We start from the raw sequence: 22,693 nt of genomic DNA, 5'->3' as shown, positions 1-22,693 counted from the left end.
AAGGAGGAAACAATGGAAAATTACAGTCAATATGATGTCATCGTCATCGGTGCTGGTCATGCGGGTGTTGAAGCAGGACTTGCTGCTAGCCGCAAAGGCATGAAGACGTTGATGTTAACGATTAACTTAGACAATATCGCTTTTATGCCATGTAACCCTTCTGTAGGTGGACCGGCAAAAGGTATCGTCGTACGCGAGGTCGATGCACTCGGTGGTGAGATGGCAAAAGTCACAGATAAAACACACATTCAAATGCGCATGCTCAATACAGGCAAAGGTCCAGCTGTTCGTGCGCTCCGTGCACAGAGCGATAAGGTTCTTTATCAGCAAGAGATGAAACGCGTGTTAGAAAACCAAGAAAACTTAGATATTTTACAAGGTATGGTGGATGAAATCATCATCGAAGATGACGTCGTGAAAGGCGTGCGTACAAATATCGGTTCTGTGTATCACAGCAGCACGGTTATCATTACGACAGGAACGTTTTTACGCGGTGAAATTATTTTAGGTGACTTAAAATACTCAAGTGGGCCGAATCACCAGATGCCTTCGGTAACTTTAGCCGATCAGTTAAAAGATTTAGGATTTGACATCGTGCGTTTTAAAACGGGTACGCCACCGCGAGTCAATGCAGATTCAGTCGATTATAGTAAAACTGAAATTCAGCCGGGTGATGATGTGCCGCGTGCATTTAGTTTTGAAACGACAGAATTCATCATGGATCAGCTGCCATGCTGGCTAACGTATACGGGTGAATCGACACACCAAATCATCAACGACAATTTACATCTATCCGCGATGTATTCAGGCAATATCGTCGGCACTGGTCCGCGTTACTGCCCATCAATTGAAGATAAAATCGTCCGTTTCAACGATAAACCACGTCACCAAATCTTCTTAGAACCCGAAGGTCGTGAAACGAAAGAAGTGTATGTACAAGGGCTTTCGACAAGCATGCCAGAGGACGTTCAACGCCAGATGCTCGCATCGATTCCAGGACTAGAGAACGCACGCATGATGCGCGCCGGCTATGCGATTGAGTACGATGCACTCGTACCGACGCAACTGTGGCCAACGCTTGAAACGAAGAAGATCGATGGATTATTTACTGCAGGTCAAATCAACGGTACGAGCGGTTATGAAGAAGCGGCAGGACAGGGAATCATTGCTGGAATTAACGCAGCAGCAAAAATTTTAGGTGAAGAACCGCTAATTTTAAGTCGTACAGATGCTTATATTGGCGTGTTGATCGATGACCTCGTGACAAAAGGAACGAACGAGCCGTATCGTTTGCTCACGTCACGTGCCGAACACCGTCTGTTACTGCGTCATGACAATGCAGATATGCGTCTGACAGAAATCGGTCGCAAATACGGCTTAATAACTGACGCACGCTACGATATGTTCTTGACGAAAAAAGAACAGATTGAGGCTGAGAAGGCGAGACTTGGTGAAATTCGTATTAAGCCAAATGCACATACGCAAAGCGTTATCCGTTCTCGTGGTGGTACAGAGTTAAAAGATGGCATTATGTCACTCGATTTACTGCGCCGTCCTGAGATGGATTACAAATCAATTATGGAAATCTTAGAAGAAGATATTCAAGTGAGCACTGAAGTGTATGAGCAGATTGAAATTCAAACAAAATACGAAGGCTACATCGAGAAATCATTGCGCCAAGTCGATAAGATGAAGCGCATGGAAGATAAAAAGATTCCACATAACATTGATTACGATGCGATCCATTCGTTAGCAACAGAAGCACGTGACAAATTAAAAACAGTGAAACCATTAGATTTAGCACAAGCATCACGCATATCAGGGGTGAACCCAGCAGATATTTCAATCTTACTCATCTACATTGAGCAAGGGAATGTGAAGCGGGTGGAAGCATGAACGAACAAGACTTCCTCAGTGCGTTAAGAGCGCAAGGGTTCGAACTAACTGAACATCAACAGTGGCAATTCAAAAAATATTTTGAAATGCTCGTTGAATGGAATGAGAAGATTAATTTAACGGCGGTGACAGATCATGACGAAGTGTATTTAAAACACTTCTATGATTCTCTCACGCCGCTCTTCTATGTCGATATCGAAGAAGGCGGTCGATTGTGTGACGTCGGTTCTGGCGCAGGGTTCCCATCGATTCCGATGAAAATCTTACGCCCAGATTTGACGATTACAATCGTCGATTCTTTGAATAAGCGACTCGTCTTTTTAAACGAACTGACTGCAGAGCTCGGCATGGACAAGATTCATCTCGTGCATGACCGTGCAGAAACATTCGGTCAACACCAAGGACGACACATGTTTAACTATGTGACCGCACGCGCGGTCGCAAACATGCAAGTGCTGCTTGAGCTGTGTTTACCACTGATAAAGACCGGCGGGAAGTTTATCGTGTTGAAAGGTAAAAAAGGGATCGAAGAGCTTGAAGCATCAACGTTCGCCCTCGATTTACTTGGTGGTGTGGTCGAAGCAACACATGATTTCCAGTTACCAAATGACGATTCCGAGCGCTTTATCTTTGAAATCAGAAAGAAACATAAAACGCCGAAAAAATATCCAAGAAAGCCAGGAACACCGAACAAATCACCACTCCAATGAGGTGGAATACATGAGTAAGCCATTTTCGCGTTTATTCGAATTAATAGAGAAAAAAACGACGCAACCAAATAAAGATGAACTCGTACGCGTACGCGTCGATCACATCGTTCCGAATAAATACCAGCCACGCACACAATTTAACGAAACGCGCATCGAAGAACTCGCAACATCAATTTCACAACATGGCTTGTTGCAGCCAATTACAGTACGGCCGATTCAAGAAGGATTCTATGAAATCATCGCAGGTGAACGTCGCTTTAGAGCGTTGTGTAAGTTAGGATTTATTGAAACAGAAGTCATCGTCAGATATATGTCAGATGATGAAACCGCAGCAATTGCCTTGATAGAAAATATTCAACGCGAAGATTTGTCGCCGATTGAAGAAGCAATTGCTTACGAAAAATTGTTGGCAATTCAGGGCATTACGCAAAAGGATCTAGCAGAAAGTATCGGTAAATCACCGAGTTTTATTGCGAATAAACTGCGCTTGTTGAAGTTGTCTGATGATGTGAAAGAAGCGTTGTTGAATTTCGAAATATCTGAGCGACATGCACGTGCGCTACTGCCAATGAGTGATGATTCACAAAAAACAATCGTCAGACGTGTGAAAAAAGAAAAGTTGAATGTGCGTGAAACTGAAGAATTGGTGAAAAAGCATAAAGAGATGCCGGGTACTTTAGATTTTTCTGATGATGTCGTCTTTATGATGAACGATTTGAATCATGAAATCGAACAGTTAAAACATAAAGGATTAGATGTTGAAAGTCAGACGAAAGAGACGGATGATTTGATTGAAGTCATCGTGCGTGTAAAGAAAAATTAGTGAATAGATAAACGGCTTAAGAATCTTTAGATGAAGATTTTTAAGTCGTTTTTATTGTGGTGTATAATGTGGATGAAAGTGATGCACGGCATTCAAATAAGGGAGTTTTAATTATGAACAAAAAAGACATTGCAGAGGATTTTTTAGTCAGCACAGCTAAGGGAGATGTACGTCGCGTTTATGAATCATATGTTGCGGATGATTTTTTTCATCATAATCCATGGTTCAAAGGGGATAGAGAAACATTGATGTTGGCGATGGAAGACGCTGCGAAAGAACAGCCCGACGTTATTTTTGAAGTAAAGCTCGCTTTAGAAGATGGCGACTACGTTTCAACGCATTCACACTTTAGATTGAATGAGGATCACATCGGTATGGCGTCTACACACATCTTCCGTTTCCGTGACGACAAAATTGTGGAAATGTGGGACTATGGCCAAGAGATTCCAGAGAATATGGTAAATGAAAACGGAATGTTTTAAAGATTTTGGATTCTGTTTGGGTTTAAATGGATTTGACGGACTATGAAATGCGCTCACGGGCTTGCAGATGGATATGACGGACTATGAAATGCGCTCACGGTCTTGCAGATGGATTTGGCGGACAATGAGAGTTGCTCACGGACTTGCAAACGGATTTGACGGACTATGTGACTCGCTCACTGACTTGCAAATGGATTTGACGGACTATGAGAGTAGCTCACGGTCTTGCAAATGGATTTGACGGACTATGAGAGTAGCTCACGGGCTCGCAAATGGATTTGACGGCCAATGAGAGTTGCTCATAGTCGCGTAAACAGATTTGCACGCCAATGAAAGTTGCTCATAGTCGCGCAAAAATCACATAGCCGGAAATCCATTATTATATACACGAAATATGATATAATCGGTGTCATCAAAGGAGGCGGATGTTCATGGATCAAGAAGTATTTGATGACAATAAAATCGAACATATCCCGATTAATGAAATCCGTCCAAACCCGTATCAACCACGTAAGCATTTTAACGAACATGCACTCGAAGATCTTGCACAGTCCATTGTGCAGCATGGTGTCATGCAGCCAATCGTTGTTAGAAAATCAATTAAAGGTTATACACTTGTCGCAGGTGAACGTCGTTTAAAAGCCAGTCGCATGGCAAAGAAAACGACGATACCTGCTATTATTAAGCAGATAACTGATGAAGAGATGATGGTTTTATCGATTATTGAGAACTTACAACGTGAGAATTTGACAGCCATAGAAGAAGCGGAGAGCTATCAGCAACTGATGACACATCTCGAGTTAACTCAAGTAGAAGTTGCAGAAAAACTCGGAAAAAGCAGGCCTTATGTCGCCAACATGTTACGATTGCTCGCGTTGCCGTCACGCATTCAAAAGTTAATCACATCAGGAAAACTCTCTAGTGCGCATGGCCGCACATTGTTGCCGCTTAAAGAAGAAGATGTGATGATGACGGTTGCCCAGAAAAGTATGCGTGAAAATTGGAGTGTGCGTACGCTTGAAAAATACGTCAATGATTTTGTCTTTCGAGCACCGAGGAAAGAGTCGGTGACACAAAAGCCAAAATTGATACGACAGTATGAAGCGCAGTTAAAAGATTTATATGGTGCAACGGTGGACATTGCAGTTGTCAAAAAGACCGGTCGCATCACATTTGAATTTACGAGCGAAGAAGAGTTTAAACGATTGATTGATGAATTGAGTAATAAGGAGTGACACAATGCTTGGAAATACTGTTAACTTAGATAATCTAGAAGAACCACTGGATCTCTCTTTTGTAGAAGAGGTGATCGCGACGATTACGAATCCAGAGATGTGGGTGTCGCTTGCATCTCGACTCGTCTATTCATTAGTACTCGTCATCATCGGATACATAATTATCAAAGTGCTGACGATGATTATAGAAAAATCAATCAAATTAAGAACAAAATCACGCTTACAAGGTAATGTTAAGCGACAGGATACACTGGTGTCTGTGCTTAGAAATGTCATCGTTGTATTCATTTGGTTTGTCGTCATCATGATGATTTTTGAAGCATTCGACTTGCCAGTGAGAACACTGCTTGCCGGGGCTGGGGTCATCGGTCTTGCCATCGGTTTTGGTGCGCAGACACTTGTGAAAGATATCATCACCGGGTTTTTTATCCTGTTAGAGAATCAGTTTGATCAAGGTGATTTCATAACGGTAAATACATCCGGAACGACAGTTGCAACGGGTGAGGTCATTTCGATGGGACTGCGTAGCACGAAACTCCGTGGATTCGAAGGTGAGCTATATTTTATACCGAATGGAACAATCAATGAAGTGATAAACTTCTCAAGAGAAAATGCATATAGCTTCTTAGATATTGCGGTGAGTAGTGAAGAAGATGAGAGTCACGTTGAGCAAATCATCAATGATTATTTCAAAGATCACTGGGAAGAAGAAGAAACATTCATTGCACCACCGATGGTGCTTGGTTTAAATAGTGTGGAACATGGGATGTCGCAAATTCGCTTAATGCTTGAAGTAGAGCCGATGGCACAGTGGGGTGCAACACGCCGCACACGTGAAGTCGTCAAGCGCGTCTTGAGAGAGCATGGCATTGAGATGGCTGTACCGAAGATGGATCTATCACAACTTCCTGCGAATCGGGGGAAGAAATAATGAATAGTGAGTTTGGATTAAATGATATAGTAGAGATGAAAAAACAGCACCCGTGTGGAAATTCGATTTTTAAGATTACACGCGTGGGTGCAGATATTAAGATTAAATGTGAGCAGTGTGAACGCGTCATTATGATGCCACGCCGTGACTTTGTAAAACGGATTAAAAAAATTGTAAAGAAACATAAAGGTGAGGAATAAGATATGTCATTGACAGCAGGAATCGTCGGTTTACCAAACGTCGGTAAATCAACATTATTTAATGCAATAACAAAAGCAGGTGCACTGGCTGCAAACTACCCATTCGCAACGATCGACCCGAACGTCGGAATTGTAGAAGTGCCAGATGAACGCCTACAAAAATTAACGGAGATGGTGACACCGAAGAAAACCGTCCCAACAGGATTCGAATTTACTGATATTGCAGGGATCGTAAAAGGTGCATCTAAAGGAGAAGGACTCGGAAACAAATTCCTCGCACACATCCGTGAAGTCGATGCGATATGTCAAGTCGTGCGTGCATTTGATGATGACAATATTACACACGTTTCAGGAAAAATAGACCCGATTGACGACATTGAAGTCATCAACATGGAATTGATTTTTGCTGACTTAGAAAGCATCGATCGTCGTTTACCACGATTAGAAAAAATGGCGAAGCAAAAAGATAAAGACGCTATGGCCGAAGCGGCGTTACTGACGAAAATTAAAGAAGGCCTTGAAAACGACATGCCAGCAAGTGCGATTGATTTTACAGACGATGAGAAGAAAGCTGTGAAAGGTTTACACTTGTTGACGTTCAAGCCGAAATTGTATGTGGCCAACGTCGCTGAGGACGATCTTGCTGATTTGGACAATAATGAATATTTAGCAGCAATCAATGAGTATGCGGCGAAGGATGGCGCAGAAGTCATCGTTATTTCAGCGCGTGTTGAAGAAGAAATTGCGACGCTTGAAGACGATGAAAAAGAGATGTTCCTAGAAGAGCTCGGCTTGGCTGAGAGCGGGCTGGATAAGTTAGTCCGTGCATCATACGACATGCTTGGGTTAGCAACATACTTCACAGCAGGCGAACAAGAAGTCCGTGCGTGGACATTCAAAAAAGGCATGACCGCACCAGAATGTGCGGGCATCATCCATACAGACTTCCAGAAGGGCTTTATCCGAGCAGAGACAGTTGCATATGAAGACCTGATGAATGCTGGGAATATGGTAAAAGCGCGAGAAGCAGGTAAAGTGCGTTTAGAAGGTAAAGAGTACTTGATGAAAGATGGAGACGTCGTTCATTTTAGGTTTAATGTGTAGATTATTTGTTTTTAGATTTATTTAAAGATATTTTGAAAGTAAACTTTATAAAATTTTTGGAAGTAAACTTTGAAAGACAGAGGAGAAAATAGATGAGTACAGCTTTAAGACTGACGATTACATCGATGATTACATTTATGATACTATTTTTCATCGTCCGCATCGTCTTTTCAGTCGGAATGAGAGACGTTCCATTGTTAGAAGCACTAGTTAGCCTAGAAACATGGTTGCCAATCGTCATTTTTGGAGCATTTTATGGTTTGATCATGTTCTTTATCAACAAAAAGAAGTATCCAGAAGGATAATTGGTTGGTTGATTGTCGTGAAAATCAATCTGCGAGTCCGTGAGCAAGTTTCATTGGAACGCAAATCAATCTGCGAGTCCGTGAGCAGCGCTTATTGGCACAATGAACCCTCTACCAAGACTATGGTGGTATCTAGTGTTCCTCACGAGGTCAAATCATGGTGCTGTGGAACACTTTAAGTGAGCCGCCGCACACTTTGGAGCTCTAGCTGTGCGTCAGCCACGATTTTCCAGAGTTGCCGCACACTTTTGCCCTTGAACTGTGTGTCAGCTCAAGATTTTTGGAGTTGCCACACACTTTGGAACTCGAACTGTGCGTCAGCCACGATTTTCCAGAGTTGCCGCACACTTTGGCCTTTGAACTGTGCGTCAGCCACGATTTTCCAGAGTTGCCGCACACTTTTGCCCTTGAACTGTGCGTCAGCTCAAGATTTTTGGAGTTGCCGCACACTTTGGCTTTTGAACTGTGCGTCAGCCACGATTTTCCAGAGTTGCCGCACACTTTTGCCCTTGAACTGTGCGTCAGCTCAAGATTTTTGGAGTTGCCGCACACTTTGGCTTTTGAACTGTGCGTCAGCCCTGATTTTCCAGAGTTGCCGCACACTTTGGCCCTCGAACTGTGCGTCAGCTCAAGATTTCCGGAGCCGCCGCACACTTTGCGACTCGAACTGTGCGTCAGCCACGACTTAGCACATCTGCCGCACACCTAGCTCTGCCAACCAACCCGATCCACCATAAAACAACCCGATCCACCATAAAACAACCCGATCCACCACAGATCCACCACATAATCATCAACACACAACGTGCCCATCACACAATGGGGCACCTTTTTTATGCATATTTTTACAAGGGTGCATAATCCTAATGAAAGACACATCTCGTCTCATTAACTATAATGGAACTATCAATTTTGGAGGCAATCACACTTATGACGAATAGGAAGAGGCATATTATGATGCTCGCCAAAGCAACCACGGCAGCGCTAGCAGTGACGACGATTTCTATAATGAACCAAGAAAATATTCAAGCACAAAACCAATCAACTGACGAACCCAACCCAGCTGACGACTATTACCATTACGTGAACCACGAGTGGTTGGACTCAACGACGATTCCATCATACACGCCGATTATCGATGATGTGTATGAACTCGGTACGAACATCAACACGATGTTGTACTACGACGTTGTGGACATGGTCAATGGTCAGATTCCTGTTGAATCGCCTGAGATGGAGCAATTCATCGGACTGTTCAACATCGCAAATGATTGGAACAGACGCAATGAGCAAAACAACGACCCGATTCTACCTTACTTTGAAAATATTCAAAACTTACAATCGGTTGAGGATTTAAACGAGGTGCTCCCGGACTGGTATATCGAGGGTTACCATACACCATTTAGATTCAGCGTCTACGAAGACATGCTCGACTCGACGGAATACACGGTTTACCTTGATACGTTCTATTTTTTTTTACCGGATAAAAATCTATACGGCACGGATGAAGGGGACGTGATGTTAGAAGTTTTCCGAGACACGCGTACGGAATTACTTGAGCGTTACGGTTTCGAAGAAGCTGAAGCGGCTGAGCTTGTTGATCTCGCAATCGAGATGGATGAGATTATGGCACCGTACATGAAGTCGGCCGAAGAGATGAGTGACACTATCGGGATGTACAATCCTTATGACTATGAGGAATGGACAGAAATGTCAGAGATTATCGATTTCGATCAAGCGTTCACCACTCTATCGGATGGGCAGGAAATTGATGAGATTATCGTCACGACACCTGAGTATTTCGAGAACTTCGACGAGATGTTCAACGATGACAACTTAGAGCAGCTGAAAGCGAAGATGCTCGTTGAACTTGCGATTTCGAGTGCAGTATATTTAACACAAGAGCATATTGAACTTGAAGTGATGTTTGAAGATGCGATGTATGGTGTTGAATCGACGCAGTACATCGATGGTTGGTATGCATTTACATTTACACGAAATATCTTTGGCGGTGCGATTGGAAAGTATTACGGGGAAACTTATTTCTCTGAAGAAGATCGTGATCAAGTAACGGAAATCGCTGAAAATATTATCGATGTGTATATAGACCGCCTCAACAACAATTCATGGCTATCTGATGAAACGATTGAACAAGCGATAACTAAGCTTGAGGCGATGGAACTCTATATTGGTTACCCAGATTCCATGCCGGATTACTACGATTTTGTCACTGTAAATCCGGACCATAACTTAATTGAGTTTATTGTCCAGTTCAATGAGGAGTACACGGCAGATATGTTTTCTAAACTGGGTACGCCAGTTGACCGTAAAGACGCTTGGGATACGATCACAGCAGATATGGTCAACGCATTTTATAGCGACGATACGAACGGCATCTTCTTCCCAGCAGCGATTCTTCAACCGCCATTTTACTCGGATGAAATGCCGGTGAGTGCGCAGTACGGCGGTATAGGTGCTGTTATTGGACATGAAATTTCACACGCATTTGACACGCGTGGGGCTCAGTTTGATCAATACGGTAGTTTATCGAATTGGTGGACAGATGAAGATTATGAAGCATTCGCTGCACATTCAGAAGATATGGTTGAACTATTTGAAGGTGAGTCTTACGGTGTTGTGACAGTGAACCCGACGATGACTTTAAACGAAAATATAGCAGACCAAGCCGGTTTACGTGTGGCATTTGATGCATTGAAGCAAAATGAAGATGCGGATTATGAAGAGTTTTTCGAATCATGGGCACGCGTATGGCGTGAGAAAGTGACAGATGAGTTCGCAGCGTACAATGCGCTTTCAGCTGTACATTCGCCAAGCCCATTACGCGTTAATGTTCAGTTACCGAACATGGATGAATTTTATGAAGTCTATGATATAGATGAGGATTCACCGATGTTTATACCTGAAGAAGAACGTGTAGAAATTTGGTAGACTGATAAAAAATTGGGGGCATGTTCCCATATGAAAATTAGAATCAGCGTAATACTGAGCATGATTTTGGCATTGGTTTTGACGACGGATATTTCAGCTGATGTCGATGATTATGAAAATCGATATGTCGAAATGACGCTCTCACGATATGACGATGCGGTCATTACAATCAGTGTGATCGATGGCTCTGATCGTTCATATTATGTCTACACAGAAGACGGTACCGAGGAGAACGATGAAGTTTATCAGTATGAAATTGGTTCGATTACTAAGACGTTTAATGGTATTTTAACAGCACGTGCAATCGAAGATGATAAACTATCACTCGACGACACGATTGACGACATACTTGATTTTGAGCGTAACCGAAACTTTCCAACGGTGGAAGAATTGCTGACGCACACGTCTGGCTATGCGAGCATTTACTACAGTGAAGAGAGCAACGATAGAAATAATCCATTCGCAGGTATCTCTAAAACTGAAGTCTTGCGTCAGGCCGAGGAATTTGTGTCGCGGAGAGATGCGTATCAGTATTCAAACTTCGGTGCGGCAGTGCTTGGGCTCGTTTTAGAAGAAGTTGAAGATGAATCATACGATGTAATGATTGAAGAGCTATTCGATGAATTCGCTATGGACAACTCAATCGTCTACTCTGAAACAGAAATATTGGTAATTGAAGAAGATTGGGAGTGGAATGAGGACGATGCCTATATTCCAGTTGGATCAATTATTTCAGACGTTGAAGATATGATGAATTATATGCAGGTCAACATTGACAGTGAGCTGGACGGTGTAGAACGCTCTCATATGATGCTCGAATCACTCGATCGAAATCCGCAGCGTATTCGTGATCTAGAAATCCGCCTCGATGGCATCGGTTATCATTGGCGCATAGATGAAGAGAACGAGATTTATTATCACTCGGGTCAGACATCGGATTATGGTAGTTACCTCGCATTCAACAAAGAGGAAGAAGTGGGTGTCGTCGTACTCGTCAATACACCACCAGCAAGAACGCCTTCTCTACCAGTATTAATCGGTGTGGATATCATGCATGACCTGCTAGATATTGATAACATGAACGATCGGCGCAGACGATAAAAACCTAGCGAATATTGTAAAATTTATAACAGAATAAAACGGTATTAAATATTGCGAATACGTGTAAGAACTGATATAATGTTTGATTGTGAGTAATGAAAATTATTCCTTGCTAGCTGTCATCAGTTAGCCGCAAAGACCATAAGGAGGTGTAGATTATGCGTGCATATGAAATTTTATATGTGATCCGTCCTGATATCGAGGAAGATGCGAAAAAAGCGTTAGTTGAACGTTTTGATACGATCTTATCTGATAACGGCGGAGAAATCGTCGAATCTAAAGAGTGGGGTAAACGTCGTCTTGCTTATGAAATCAATGATTTCACAGATGGATTCTACCAAATCATCAAAGTTAATGCTGATGAAACTGCTACTAGTGAATTCGATCGTCTTGCTAAGATCAACGATGACATCATTCGTCATATCATCGTTCGTGATGAGCAAGCTGAAGCAAAAAAATAATGAACAACAGGAGTTGATTACATGCTAAACCGTGTCGTACTCGTTGGCCGTTTAACACGAGATCCTGAACTAAGAGTCAGTCAAAGTAATATACCTGTAGGTACGTTTAACTTAGCAGTTAACCGTCCTTTTACAAATCAGCAAGGTGAGCGTGGCGCAGATTTCATTAACTGTGTTGTGTTCAGAAAACAAGCTGAAAATGTAAGCCAATATTTGAGTAAAGGTAGCTTAGTGGGTGTGGATGGAAGATTACAATCACGTAGCTATGAAAACAAAGAAGGCCAAAAAGTATATGTTACTGAAGTCGTGTGCGATAGCGTTCAATTCCTAGAGCCGAAAAACAGCAACAACCGTCAAGATACGAATTCTAGTATCGCTGATGGTTACGCGAATGCTTACGGTGGTGGCCAACAAACTGGTTCACGTCAACCGGAGCGCAACAATTACAATTCATCATATGCGAATTCGAACAACCGTCAGAAAGAAGAGAATCCGTTCTCAGATGCTGACAATGGTCCAGTAGATATTTCAGATGATGATCTACCATTTTAATTTTAAAACTCAGTATCAATCAGTAAATGTGTAAGCAATGTGTGAAATTATATGTGCAACACCACCGCGTATGTGTGAACGCGGTGGTGTTTTTTATTTACAAAGTTCAGAAAAAAGCACATTTGACTCCTAGGGGAATAGCGTATGCAGCGAGACTACAGGCTCGCGCAACGCCCCAGGAAAGCAAATGTGCTTTTTGAATTTAGACTCCCATAAAATTAAAACATCACTTTAAACAAACGATCGGTCGCTTTTGCACCAGCAACATCTTTCTCTGTTAGTCCATCTTCTGAATACGTGCGCCATCCGACGGTTACTTCTTTATAACCGATGCGAATTTCTGGGTGATGAATGACAGCCTCAGCATACACGCTCACCTTTTTAGCAAAGTTTGCACCATCCAAATGGTTTTCAAATGTAAACTTCTTAACAATTAGGTCATCATTCTTCAGTACCCAGTCTTTATCCTCAAGTTTCTTTACTTGTTCCATCACTGACATAAAAGAGCCTCCTAACTGAAATTGGATTGTCAAAACTAAAATTCTCTACAAATCATGCAAATCTTTAATTCCCATATACTTGTAGAGCATCTTCTTCACTATACCCGAAACATACGCATATACTGCAATGGCGATTGCAGAAACGATGCCAGCGATCATTCCGTGAGTAAATGCGCGTGCCATGTCTCCATATATTATATTTAATGCAAAACCAAATAATACACCAAAAACTGCACCTGTTAATAGGGTGAGTACTGTAATAATTGTAAATAGCTTGATTCGTTTCTTCATCTTAGAACTCCTCAGATATGTTAATAAAAGCGTATCATGAAAGCCTTCACACAACAATAGACGTCAGGCTTTGTAAATAATTGGACACAATGGAAGTGACAATAATGTCACTTAAAGATTGTAAAATGTTCGTTAATTTTAAAGAATATTTCATCAAATCGGTATATGATGAAAATGTAATTTCAAAATTACCAGTCAGCACAGTATTTAACACGAAGGAGCATGGTGATGAACAAGAAGAAAATACTTATTATCACTGGATCATTTGGTAATGGCCATTTAAAAGTGACGGAGAACTTAGTCGATGCGTTATCTCATTACGATGCAGATATACTGGTACATGACTTATTTTTAGAGGCACATCCAAAGCTAACAAAAATTGCTCAAGCATGGTATATCAACAGTTTCACTTATTTCCGTACAGCATATCGTATGTTTTATTACAATCATCCAGAAAAAGTTGAACGTTGTTTTTATAATAAGTATGGCTTAAAACGCCTACTCTATTTAATCGATAAACACCAGCCGGATATGATTTTATCGACGTTTCCAACACCTGTGTTGCGCAAAATTAAACGATTTATTAACAAAGATATAAGGATTCATACTGTGGTGACGGATTACCGTTTCCATAAAAATTGGTGGATAAAAGACTCGGACTACTATTATGTCGGTTCTGAAATCCTAAAGAATGAATTACTTCTGCATGGTATGGATGCGGAAAAGATTGACGTTACAGGTATTCCAGTCGAGAAAAAATTTAGTAAAAACGTGAATCGTGCCGAATTTTTATCGCGTTATCAATTAGATCCGCGCAAGAATACGGTGATGATTGCAACGGGTGCTTTCGGCGTGATGAAAGGCTTTGAGAGCATTATCTCAAGCCTAATAAAAAAGGACGAGACGCAAGTCGTTATTATATGTGGGAATAACGTATTGCTCAAATCTAAACTAGAGATTGCATTTTCTAAACAATCCAATGTATGTGTCATTGGTTACACGAGTGAGATGAGCCAGTGGATGGCTGTTTCAGATGTACTCGTGACGAAGCCTGGTGGAATTACGATTACAGAAGCTTTGACACGTAACATTCCTATGGTATTATATAACCCTGCGCCTGGACAAGAGAAAGAGAATGCTCTACTCTTTGAAAGCAAAGACTTAGCTCGAATCGCACATAACAAAGAAGAACTGCTGATGATTATCGACTCATTGATTAGCAATCTCTTCTTTAGAAAACGCATGGTGCGTAAATTAAAAGAATATCAGAAACCAAACGCAACAGAGACAATCGTCAAACATGTTGTGAATACTTTGGAAATTGAAAGTTCGGTCATGCGTATAAAATCGTAGGAGGCACTATGTCATCAATCGCCTATAAAGAAAATTCATTTATTCAGTTGCTAATTATGCTGGCTTTAACTGAGTTTGCACGTGGGATGTTTATCTTGAGTTTCTTGCCCGGCTTGCCAGCAATTAGTACTCAGATGACACTGACAATCGCATCGCTTGCAGTCACGCTGCATTTCGTGACGGATGCGGCATCGAATATTTTCATCGGTGGTGTAATGAAACGCTTCGGTGAAAAGAAAGTGTTGCTCGTGAGCTTCATGCTGGGTCTGATCGGATTTTCGCTTGTGACCATTCAGGATAATAACATCCTATATATTATTGCAGCCATTATTTTAGGAATCGCTGCATGTCCAATATGGATCATCACGTTAGCTTCAATCCGTGAAGAAGTGCGTGGTAAACAGATGGGGATTGTATACTTTGTCTGGTTGAGTGGATTACTATCCGGCATGGTCGTCATGAATTTCTTACTGACGATAGAACCGCGCCGTTTCATTGTGTTGTTTCCATTGTTTTTTCTCGTGAACTTAATCGTACTAATATTTACGAAAGTTCATGTCGTCAATCGTAAAGAAATCGGCGTTAAAGAGCAGTTAGCCAATATGCTTCGGGTGATAAAAAGCCACGTACCGGTGATGCCGGGGGTATTATTGCAAGCACTTGCCATCGGTATGTTGATACCCGTACTGCCGAGTTTCATCGTGCGAGAGGCATCGCTTGAACTCAATCACTATACAATTATCCTCGGGGTTGCAGGTGCTGTTTGTAGCATTGCGATCGTGAGTATTGGTAAGATTTTAGATACATTTCAATTTTTCGTGACGAAGTTAATCATCGTCATCGGCTTTACGATTTTCGGTGCAGCCATTCTGTCCATTGTTGGTGCAGAAAGCTTTGTTGTAATTATGATCATTGCAATCAGCCTTGGTCTAGTTTACGGTATTCTGTTGCCGAGCTGGAACAAGTTTATTGCCAACAATATTCATCCAGATCTTAAAGGTGAAACGTGGGGATTTTTCAACTTCGCTCAAGGTGTGGGTACGATGGTTGGACCGTTAATCGGTGGATTGCTCGTCGATCTAACAGGACAAATATCAACGACATTTTATGTGGCAGGTGCGATATTCTTCAGTCTCGCATGTTTCTATCTCATATACTTTTTAATGAATCGACAAAAGCATATTAAAAAAGAAGCGGTTTAGGGCAATCCTAAATTGCTTCTTTTTAGTTGTTGTTCTTATTTTTTTAATGCTGCGTTCAGTAAAGTATGTAACTTTTTTACAGTATCATTTTTCATTTTTCCACTCCTTTAGTTTTTTAGCATATGAATTTTATATATAATAGAACGAAAATACATTCGTCAACTGAAATAGTTATGTAATAATTGTTACAATAAAATCTGATATAATAAATCAAACGATTAAATGGAGTTTTTGACATGAGAGTATTCGTCGGAATAATGATATCGTTAATGGCTGTTGCAATCATTGTTGTGGGCACCATTTTCGGACTTAGAATTTATAATACATTTGAACATGGTTTAGAAGATCAAGCAGCAATTAATCACCAGAGATTTTCACAATATGCAGATGCTGACGGCCCTTTTTCTGTAGAACGAATTTCTGAGGATCGTGCAAATGGTATACACATCATTCCAGACGAACCTGCGACAGGTGTTAACCCAGTCGTCATGCTTAGCGGTAGCGATGGCAGTTTAAATTTCGAGTTTGCGAGTGAGCTTGCAGAGAATGGCATTGAAGTGTATTCGCTCTTTTACTTTGGCGATGATAATCAACCCGATAAGCTAGAAATGGTCCCAATCGAATTCTTTCAAGATTTTTTATCGGTTGCTGAACTTGAAGAAACTGAACTGACAGTAATCGGACATGAGAAAGGTGCAGAACTTGCGCTCATCTTGACCAACTTCCACGATAACATCAATGAGCTGGTACTGTATGATCCACTCACACATGTATTCGGTGGACTGACAATGTCGTTTGAAAGCGTATCGCCGTGGACATATAACGATGAGATGATCACGTATATCGATTTGAGAGATTCGAACTTGATGAGTTTAGGACGCGCGTTGTTGTATGAAGGTGTGCTTGCACCATCGAACTTCCGTCATGTGTTTGAATCCGCACTGGAAAATACAGAGAACCCAGAACGCGCACGCATACCGACTTCGAATTTTACAGGTCGAGCGCTGATCTTTGCTGGTGGTGAAGATCCGAACTATCCGAGTGATGTTTTTGCACGAGAACTGGGGTTAAGTTTAGATAGTGCAGAAGTACACGTCATGGAAGAAGCAGGCCATGCGTTTTTCCGTACAGAACACTTCAATGACATACATGTCGGTGGTACAGAAGAAAGTAATGCACAAGCAAAAGAGCAAAGTTTTACTATTTTGATGGAATTCTTAGAAGAAGGCTAGATATTATCATTGGTAATCAAGCGATTACCCGTTATAATGGAGTTATATATTTCATAAAAAGAGGTGTGTGCAGTGAGAAAATTTTTACTATTACTTATGATGATAACTATCAGTGTTGTCTTAGTTGCTTGTGCTGGCGGCGACGATGAAGAAACTGATGATGAGACAGAAGAAAGCGAAGACACTGAAACAACGGATGAAGAATCAACAGATGAAGATGCAGACAGCGAAGAAGATAGCGATGCAGATTCAGACGCTGACTCAGATTCAGATGCAGAATCGGATTCGGATTCAGACAGTGAAGAAAGTGATTCAGAAGAATCGACAGATGAAGAATCTTCAGATAGTGAAACAGAAGAAATTGAAACAGAAGAAGCAGTCGATGGCAATGAAATCGATGTTTTATCTTCAGAATTCATCGATGTATTTTTCGGCGGACCTGAAGCGTATCAGTACAACTCAATTCCTGAAGGATCAACGCAGGAAGATGTTGAAGAAATGTATGGTACACATGAACTTCTTTTTGATTCGAACGGAACAGAGCTTGCAGTGTACGGCAACTTAGCAGTTGAATACTCAGGCGGTTCAGCATACTTCGAAGGTAACGAAGCGGTGGATGTTGAAAGTGCTGCAGAAAATACTGTTGAGAATGTATACATCTATGCAGGTGTTCCTGTGAATGACTTAACGAATAGCTACGGACCACCAACATTACAGTATGATCAGTTCATGCCAGAAGAAGGTCAGACTGCTTACATGATCTTCGATGGTACACGTGATAATGATTACGCGGTTTACGCAGAAGTAATCAGTGTGCATAGAAATGCAGAAGGTGAAGAAGTGGCATTAGAAGCACCGATCGTCTCAGTATTATACAAAGATGAAGAGTTAGAAACACTACCAGAACCACTATATTAAAAATTATAAGAAACCCACACGGGAAGCACGGTATGATGAGAGCCCCCTGTGTGGGTTTTTGTTTGGATTTTTTCAAAAGTGTGCGGGATGGGCTGTGAATCTGGAACTCTCGCACAGTTGAAGAGCGGAAGTGTGCGGGAGATTGAGAAATCTTGAGCTGCCGCACAGCTAGAGGGCAAAAATGTGCGGCAGAAGTTAAAATCCTGAGCTGCCGCACAGCTAGAGGGCAAAAGTGTGCGGCAGAAGTTAAAATCCTGAGCTGCCGCACAGCTAGAGGGCAAAAGTGTGCGGGAGAAGTTAAAATCTTAAGCTGTCGCACAGCTAGAGATCAAAAATGTGCGGTAGAAGTTAAAATCTTATGCTGTCGCACAGCTAGAGGGCAAAAATGTGCGGCAGAAGTTAAAATCTTGAGCTGTCGCACAGCTCGAGGGCAAAAGTGTGTGGGAGAAGTTAAAATCTTGAGCTGCCGCACAGCTAGAGGGCAAAAGTGTGCGGGAGAAGTTAAAATCCTGAGCTGTCGCACAGCTAGAGAGCAAAAATGTGCGGCAGAAGTTAAAATCTTAAGCTGTCGCACAGCTCGAGGACCTAAGTGTTCCTCGTGACCCTGATTTCACCTTGGGAAGAACAGTAATGGTCAATAGTGTTCCTCGTGACCCGATTCTGACCTCAGGAATCCCACTGTGCCCCTCTTAGTGGGACTCAGCATGCCTTTTTCACCTCGGGAGTCCCACTCCATCCACCCAAACCAAGCCACCATTTTCACCCCTCCAAACCACCTAAAATCCTTATACTATCTTACTTCCAACTCCTTCCATTAAAGGGTATCTATTGGTTTATCATATAAATTCATTTATAATATAGTCACATTTAAGAATAGACCAATTTAATATACATACAGCCAAGTCCGCCTTTACGTGAATATATCAAATGAGGTGTTTTTCAATGGAAAACAAACGCATATTCGGTTTTAGAAAAATTGCAGGTGTGCTCGTAGCTTGTGCTATTGGAGTATCTGTATACACGGATGCGTCTGCTCAAGACCAAAACAGCATCATCTATCAAACGATGGGTGGGCAGGAAATAGAGATTACTGTCCCTTGGGAATTTGAAGAAGGTGTTGATGAGGAAAGTGTCGATCTAACAGACAACCCATTCTTTACAGGAGATGAGGATGTTCGGGAAGACACAGCATCTAGTTATATATCGAACCTAGGTGAAGAACAAACATATATGGAAAATCACCTAAATACGATTAACTCTGTTCGTGAGGAACGTGGTCTTGAACCACTTCAGCTAGATGAAGAGCTTATCAAGCTTGCACAAATTAAGGCAGCTGATATGGCAGAAAACCAATATTTTGATCATGACAGACCTGGCACAGGTTCAATTGGTCAGCAGTACTCGTATTTCTTAACTGAACCTGGAGATAAAAACCCAGAAAACTTTTCGGTAAGCATCGCAATGTTTAGTTCGGATTCCAATGATCCGGATGCGGTTCAGGAAGAAATTTATGATTTGTTAACGGATGATAATGGATTAAGTAACTCTATTACATCAGATTTTTACAATAGTTTCGGTGTCGCTTTTTATCATGATGAAGAAAATGACATCTATTTTGGTGTGCAACTTTTCCACACTGATCCGGTAGAAGATGAGGACGCACCGGACAACGGTGAAGACGTGCCAGAAGACGGCGAAGAAACAGATGACAACGGTGAAGACACGCCAGAAGACGGCGAAGAAACAGATGACAACGGTGAAGACGTACCGGAAGACGGCGAAGAAACAGATGACAACGGTGACGACACACCGGAAGATGGAGAAGACATTGAAGACAACGGTGACGACACACCAGAAGATGGCGAAGACACTGAAGACAACGGAGAAGATACACCAGAAGATGGTCAAGACTTCACACGTGCGGATGCGGTGATCAACTATAGTCACGTAGAGAGAACGTTAGAATTCCAGGATCAAGAGAATGTTCAAGGGATTCAGTTGTTCACATCATTAAACGGTGAACCGGTAGATATTTTCAATGCGTCAGATGTTAGTGACACGTTAAACTTCTCTTTACCGTTTGATGGATTTGAAGTAGACAGAGTGTATCATGAGCGCTTGGGTCATGATATAACGTTCGAAACGACAACGGATGATGCAGGTAACCAGGTTATTCAAATTAGAACACCGGATTTAGACAATGAAGATTATATTTTCTTAGTTCAGACTGCAACTGAGAATCCGCTCGCAGATGCGATAACAGCAGCAACGGAAACAGTGAATGGGTTGGAAAACCTTTCGGATGAACAGAGACAACAGTTCATATCTCAGATAGAATCCGCTGAATCGGAAGAGGCAATCAATACGATTGTATCCGAAGCACAAGCTGCGGATGACAGCGCGGCACCGGATCCTTTAGCTGATGTTAAAACGGCAGCAGTTGAAACAGTAAATGGTTTGGAATTTTTATCGGATGAACAAACACAAGAATTTCTAACTCAAATCGAGACAGCTGAATCAGAAGAGGCAATCAATTCGATTGTATCAGAAGCACAAGCTGCAAACAGTGAAAATGACAGTAGCTTTGAGTACGCAGATATTAATCTTAGATATCAATTCCTTGATTTAACATTTAACCAATACGATGACAGAGAATATCAAACGATTGAACTCGTACCAACAGTGGATGAAGAAGCGGTGAATCCATTTGATGCGTCAGATGTTGATGACACGTACACATTCAATATTCGTTTTGATGAGTTCCCTGTAACGGATATTCTAAATGTAGATAATGCGAACCCGATTCCGTTTGAAGTCGTTGATTCAGATGACGGCCAAGTATTAGAAGTGACGATCAACTCAATGTCACGTCTACTACTTCTTGGTGATGAAATCGATCAGTTCGCTTCGATAAGAGAAAGTGCCCGTTCTCAAGTGGCAGAACTCGTAAACTTAAATGAAGAACAAGTCGCAGAGTTCAATACCCAAATTGACGAGGCAGAGACAGAAGATGCGATCAACGCAGTTGTCTCAGATGCACGTTCTCTTAATGAAGAACAAACACCAGACCCATTAGCAGACGATAAAAATGCAGCAAAAGAAACAGTTGGTGCACTTGAACACTTAAATGAAGAACAAGTATCTGCGTTCAATACACAAATCGACGATGCAGAATCAGTAGATGCGATTAACGCAGTTGTATCAGAAGCGGAAGCTGCAAATGAAGAGCAAACACCAGATCCATTAGCCGATGAAAAAACAGTGGCGACTGAAACAGTGAATGCGTTGGAATTTTTATCGGATGAAGAAAAATCACAGTTCAATGAACAAATAGAATCAGCAGAGACAGCGGATGCAATCAATACGGTTGTATCAGAAGCTGAAACATTGAACAGTGAAAATGATAGCAGCTTTGAGTATGCCGATATAACGCTAAGATACCAGTATCTGGACTTAACATTTAACCAATATGAGAATAGAGAATATCAGACGATTGAATTAGTACCTACAGTCGATGAAGAACCAGTGAATCCATTTGATGCGACCGATGTAGAAGATACGTATACATTCACGATTCGCTTCGATGAATTTGAAGTGACAGATATCGTAAACGTAGACAACGCGAATCCGATTCCGTTTGAAGTGGTTGATTCAGAAGATGGTCAAGTGTTAGAAGTAACAATCGATTCAATGTCTCGATTACTGATTCTAGGTGAAGAAATTGATCAGTTCGCTTCTATAAGAGAGAGTGCGCGTGAGCAAGTCGCAAAATTAGAGTACTTAAATGAAGAACAAGTCTCAGAATTTAATAATCAAATTGACAGTGCAGAAACTGAAGATGCAATCAATACGGTTGTCTCAGATGCGCGTTCTGTGAACGAAGACCAGGCACCGGATCCACTACAGGATGAGAAAGATGCAGCAGAAGAAACCGTAATTGGACTTGAGTATCTAGAAGAAGAACAGGTGACTGAGTTTACCACTATGATTGAAAATGCAGAAACTGAAGAAGTAATCAATTCTACAGTTTCAGAAGCACAATCTGTAAACGAAGATCAAACGCCAGATCCATTACAAGACGAGAAAGATGCAGCAAAAGAAACAGTAGGAGCGCTTGAATATCTGGATGAGGAACAAGTCACAGAATTCAACAACCAGATTGACAACGCGGACTCGGCTGAAGGCATTAACTCAGTTGTGTCAGAAGCGCAATCTGTAAACGACGAACAAGCACCAGATCCATTACAAGATGAGAAAGATGCGGCAAAAGAAACAGTCGCAGGACTTGAGTATCTAGATGAAGAACAAGTAACGGATTTCAACAACCAGATTGACAATGCAGACTCAGCTGAGGGCATTAACTCAGTTGTATCCGAAGCACAATCTGTGAATGAAGATCAAACGCCGGATCCACTTCAAGATGAAAAAGACGCTGCTAAAGAAACAGT

The 22,693-nt window shown here is 41.7% G+C and carries 22 protein-coding genes; 20 read left to right on the top strand and 2 right to left on the bottom strand.

Translation table 11 applies throughout. From position 1 onward, the window contains the following. The first annotated feature begins 12 nt into the window (after nt 1-12). From mnmG to ssb, 14 genes are all read left to right on the top strand, one after another. A complete protein-coding gene (gene mnmG, locus BMW30_RS03960; protein WP_091474152.1) occupies nt 13-1,896 on the top strand; it encodes a tRNA uridine-5-carboxymethylaminomethyl(34) synthesis enzyme MnmG in 1,884 nt (627 codons plus the stop codon). Beyond that, nucleotides 1,893-2,606: a 16S rRNA (guanine(527)-N(7))-methyltransferase RsmG gene (rsmG, locus tag BMW30_RS03955; protein ID WP_091474150.1), complete on the top strand. Its 714-nt coding sequence runs from the start codon at nt 1,893-1,895 to the stop codon at nt 2,604-2,606. Before mnmG ends, rsmG begins: the two co-directional genes overlap by 4 nt. A 10-nt stretch (nt 2,607-2,616) precedes the next feature. Next, nucleotides 2,617-3,429 (top strand): ParB/RepB/Spo0J family partition protein, encoded by an 813-nt coding sequence (locus BMW30_RS03950; RefSeq protein ID WP_091474148.1) that lies wholly within the window; start codon nt 2,617-2,619, stop codon nt 3,427-3,429. Between the two features lie 113 nt (nt 3,430-3,542). After that, on the top strand, nt 3,543-3,911 hold the full coding sequence (locus tag BMW30_RS03945) for a nuclear transport factor 2 family protein (protein WP_091474146.1): 369 nt from the start codon (nt 3,543-3,545) through the stop codon (nt 3,909-3,911). 431 nt (nt 3,912-4,342) lie between these two features. After that, on the top strand, nt 4,343-5,146 hold the full coding sequence (locus BMW30_RS03940; RefSeq protein WP_091474144.1) for a ParB/RepB/Spo0J family partition protein: 804 nt from the start codon (nt 4,343-4,345) through the stop codon (nt 5,144-5,146). Between the two features lie 4 nt (nt 5,147-5,150). Then, nucleotides 5,151-6,077 (top strand): mechanosensitive ion channel family protein, encoded by a 927-nt coding sequence (locus BMW30_RS03935; protein ID WP_091474142.1) that lies wholly within the window; start codon nt 5,151-5,153, stop codon nt 6,075-6,077. Further along, entirely contained in the window at nt 6,077-6,277 is a 201-nt protein-coding gene (locus BMW30_RS03930; protein ID WP_091474140.1) for a DUF951 domain-containing protein, read from the top strand. Before BMW30_RS03935 ends, BMW30_RS03930 begins: the two co-directional genes overlap by 1 nt. 3 nt (nt 6,278-6,280) lie before the next feature. Beyond that, on the top strand, nt 6,281-7,381 hold the full coding sequence (ychF, locus tag BMW30_RS03925; RefSeq protein WP_091474138.1) for a redox-regulated ATPase YchF: 1,101 nt from the start codon (nt 6,281-6,283) through the stop codon (nt 7,379-7,381). 92 nt (nt 7,382-7,473) lie between these two features. Next, nucleotides 7,474-7,686, top strand: a complete 213-nt coding sequence (locus tag BMW30_RS03920) for a hypothetical protein (RefSeq protein ID WP_091474136.1) — start codon at nt 7,474-7,476, stop codon at nt 7,684-7,686. Nucleotides 7,687-7,984: 298 nt separating this feature from the next. Beyond that, the gene (locus BMW30_RS10390) at nt 7,985-8,395 is read left to right on the top strand and encodes a hypothetical protein (RefSeq protein ID WP_143248985.1); all 411 of its coding nucleotides are present in this window, start codon (nt 7,985-7,987) and stop codon (nt 8,393-8,395) included. Between the two features lie 221 nt (nt 8,396-8,616). Continuing rightward, nucleotides 8,617-10,635: a M13-type metalloendopeptidase gene (locus BMW30_RS03915; RefSeq protein ID WP_180366205.1), complete on the top strand. Its 2,019-nt coding sequence runs from the start codon at nt 8,617-8,619 to the stop codon at nt 10,633-10,635. Nucleotides 10,636-10,665: 30 nt separating this feature from the next. Continuing rightward, entirely contained in the window at nt 10,666-11,736 is a 1,071-nt protein-coding gene (locus BMW30_RS03910) for a serine hydrolase domain-containing protein (protein ID WP_091474132.1), read from the top strand. 155 nt (nt 11,737-11,891) lie between these two features. After that, complete coding sequence (rpsF, locus tag BMW30_RS03905; RefSeq protein WP_281242143.1) at nt 11,892-12,197, top strand: 30S ribosomal protein S6; 306 nt, start codon at nt 11,892-11,894, stop codon at nt 12,195-12,197. A gap of 21 nt (nt 12,198-12,218) precedes the next feature. Next, nucleotides 12,219-12,749, top strand: coding sequence for a single-stranded DNA-binding protein (gene ssb / locus BMW30_RS03900; protein ID WP_091474129.1), 531 nt, complete (start codon nt 12,219-12,221; stop codon nt 12,747-12,749). A 218-nt stretch (nt 12,750-12,967) separates the two neighbouring features. Here the strand turns inward: ssb and BMW30_RS03895 are convergent, their stop codons facing one another. Continuing rightward, nucleotides 12,968-13,249 (bottom strand): 4a-hydroxytetrahydrobiopterin dehydratase, encoded by a 282-nt coding sequence (locus BMW30_RS03895; protein WP_091474127.1) that lies wholly within the window; start codon nt 13,247-13,249, stop codon nt 12,968-12,970. Between the two features lie 45 nt (nt 13,250-13,294). Further along, nucleotides 13,295-13,540, bottom strand: a complete 246-nt coding sequence (locus BMW30_RS03890; RefSeq protein ID WP_091474125.1) for a hypothetical protein — start codon at nt 13,538-13,540, stop codon at nt 13,295-13,297. A 104-nt stretch (nt 13,541-13,644) separates the two neighbouring features. Between BMW30_RS03890 and BMW30_RS10540 the strand changes: the two genes are divergently transcribed. From BMW30_RS10540 to BMW30_RS10535, 6 genes are all read left to right on the top strand, one after another. Then, on the top strand, nt 13,645-13,812 hold the full coding sequence (locus tag BMW30_RS10540) for a hypothetical protein (RefSeq protein ID WP_219314692.1): 168 nt from the start codon (nt 13,645-13,647) through the stop codon (nt 13,810-13,812). Continuing rightward, nucleotides 13,769-14,893 (top strand): MGDG synthase family glycosyltransferase, encoded by a 1,125-nt coding sequence (locus BMW30_RS03885; RefSeq protein WP_180366203.1) that lies wholly within the window; start codon nt 13,769-13,771, stop codon nt 14,891-14,893. Before BMW30_RS10540 ends, BMW30_RS03885 begins: the two co-directional genes overlap by 44 nt. 8 nt (nt 14,894-14,901) lie before the next feature. Further along, nucleotides 14,902-16,095 carry an MFS transporter gene (locus BMW30_RS03880; RefSeq protein WP_091474121.1) on the top strand — a complete coding sequence of 398 codons (1,194 nt, stop codon included), beginning with the start codon at nt 14,902-14,904 and terminating at the stop codon, nt 16,093-16,095. 236 nt (nt 16,096-16,331) lie between these two features. Then, nucleotides 16,332-17,327 carry an acyl-CoA thioester hydrolase/BAAT C-terminal domain-containing protein gene (locus BMW30_RS03875; RefSeq protein ID WP_091474120.1) on the top strand — a complete coding sequence of 332 codons (996 nt, stop codon included), beginning with the start codon at nt 16,332-16,334 and terminating at the stop codon, nt 17,325-17,327. A 96-nt stretch (nt 17,328-17,423) separates the two neighbouring features. After that, nucleotides 17,424-18,245 (top strand): hypothetical protein, encoded by an 822-nt coding sequence (locus tag BMW30_RS03870; RefSeq protein ID WP_143248984.1) that lies wholly within the window; start codon nt 17,424-17,426, stop codon nt 18,243-18,245. 942 nt (nt 18,246-19,187) lie between these two features. Next, nucleotides 19,188-22,693, top strand: a 3,506-nt coding sequence (locus BMW30_RS10535) for a CAP domain-containing protein (protein WP_180366202.1), incomplete at its 3' end; no start/stop codon positions are given.

This window comes from Aliicoccus persicus (assembly GCF_900110815.1).
Taxonomy (GTDB): Bacteria; Bacillota; Bacilli; order Staphylococcales; family Salinicoccaceae; genus Aliicoccus; species Aliicoccus persicus.
The sequence above is the reverse complement of the archived record's forward strand: the minus strand, read 5'-3'. Positions and strand labels throughout refer to the sequence as shown.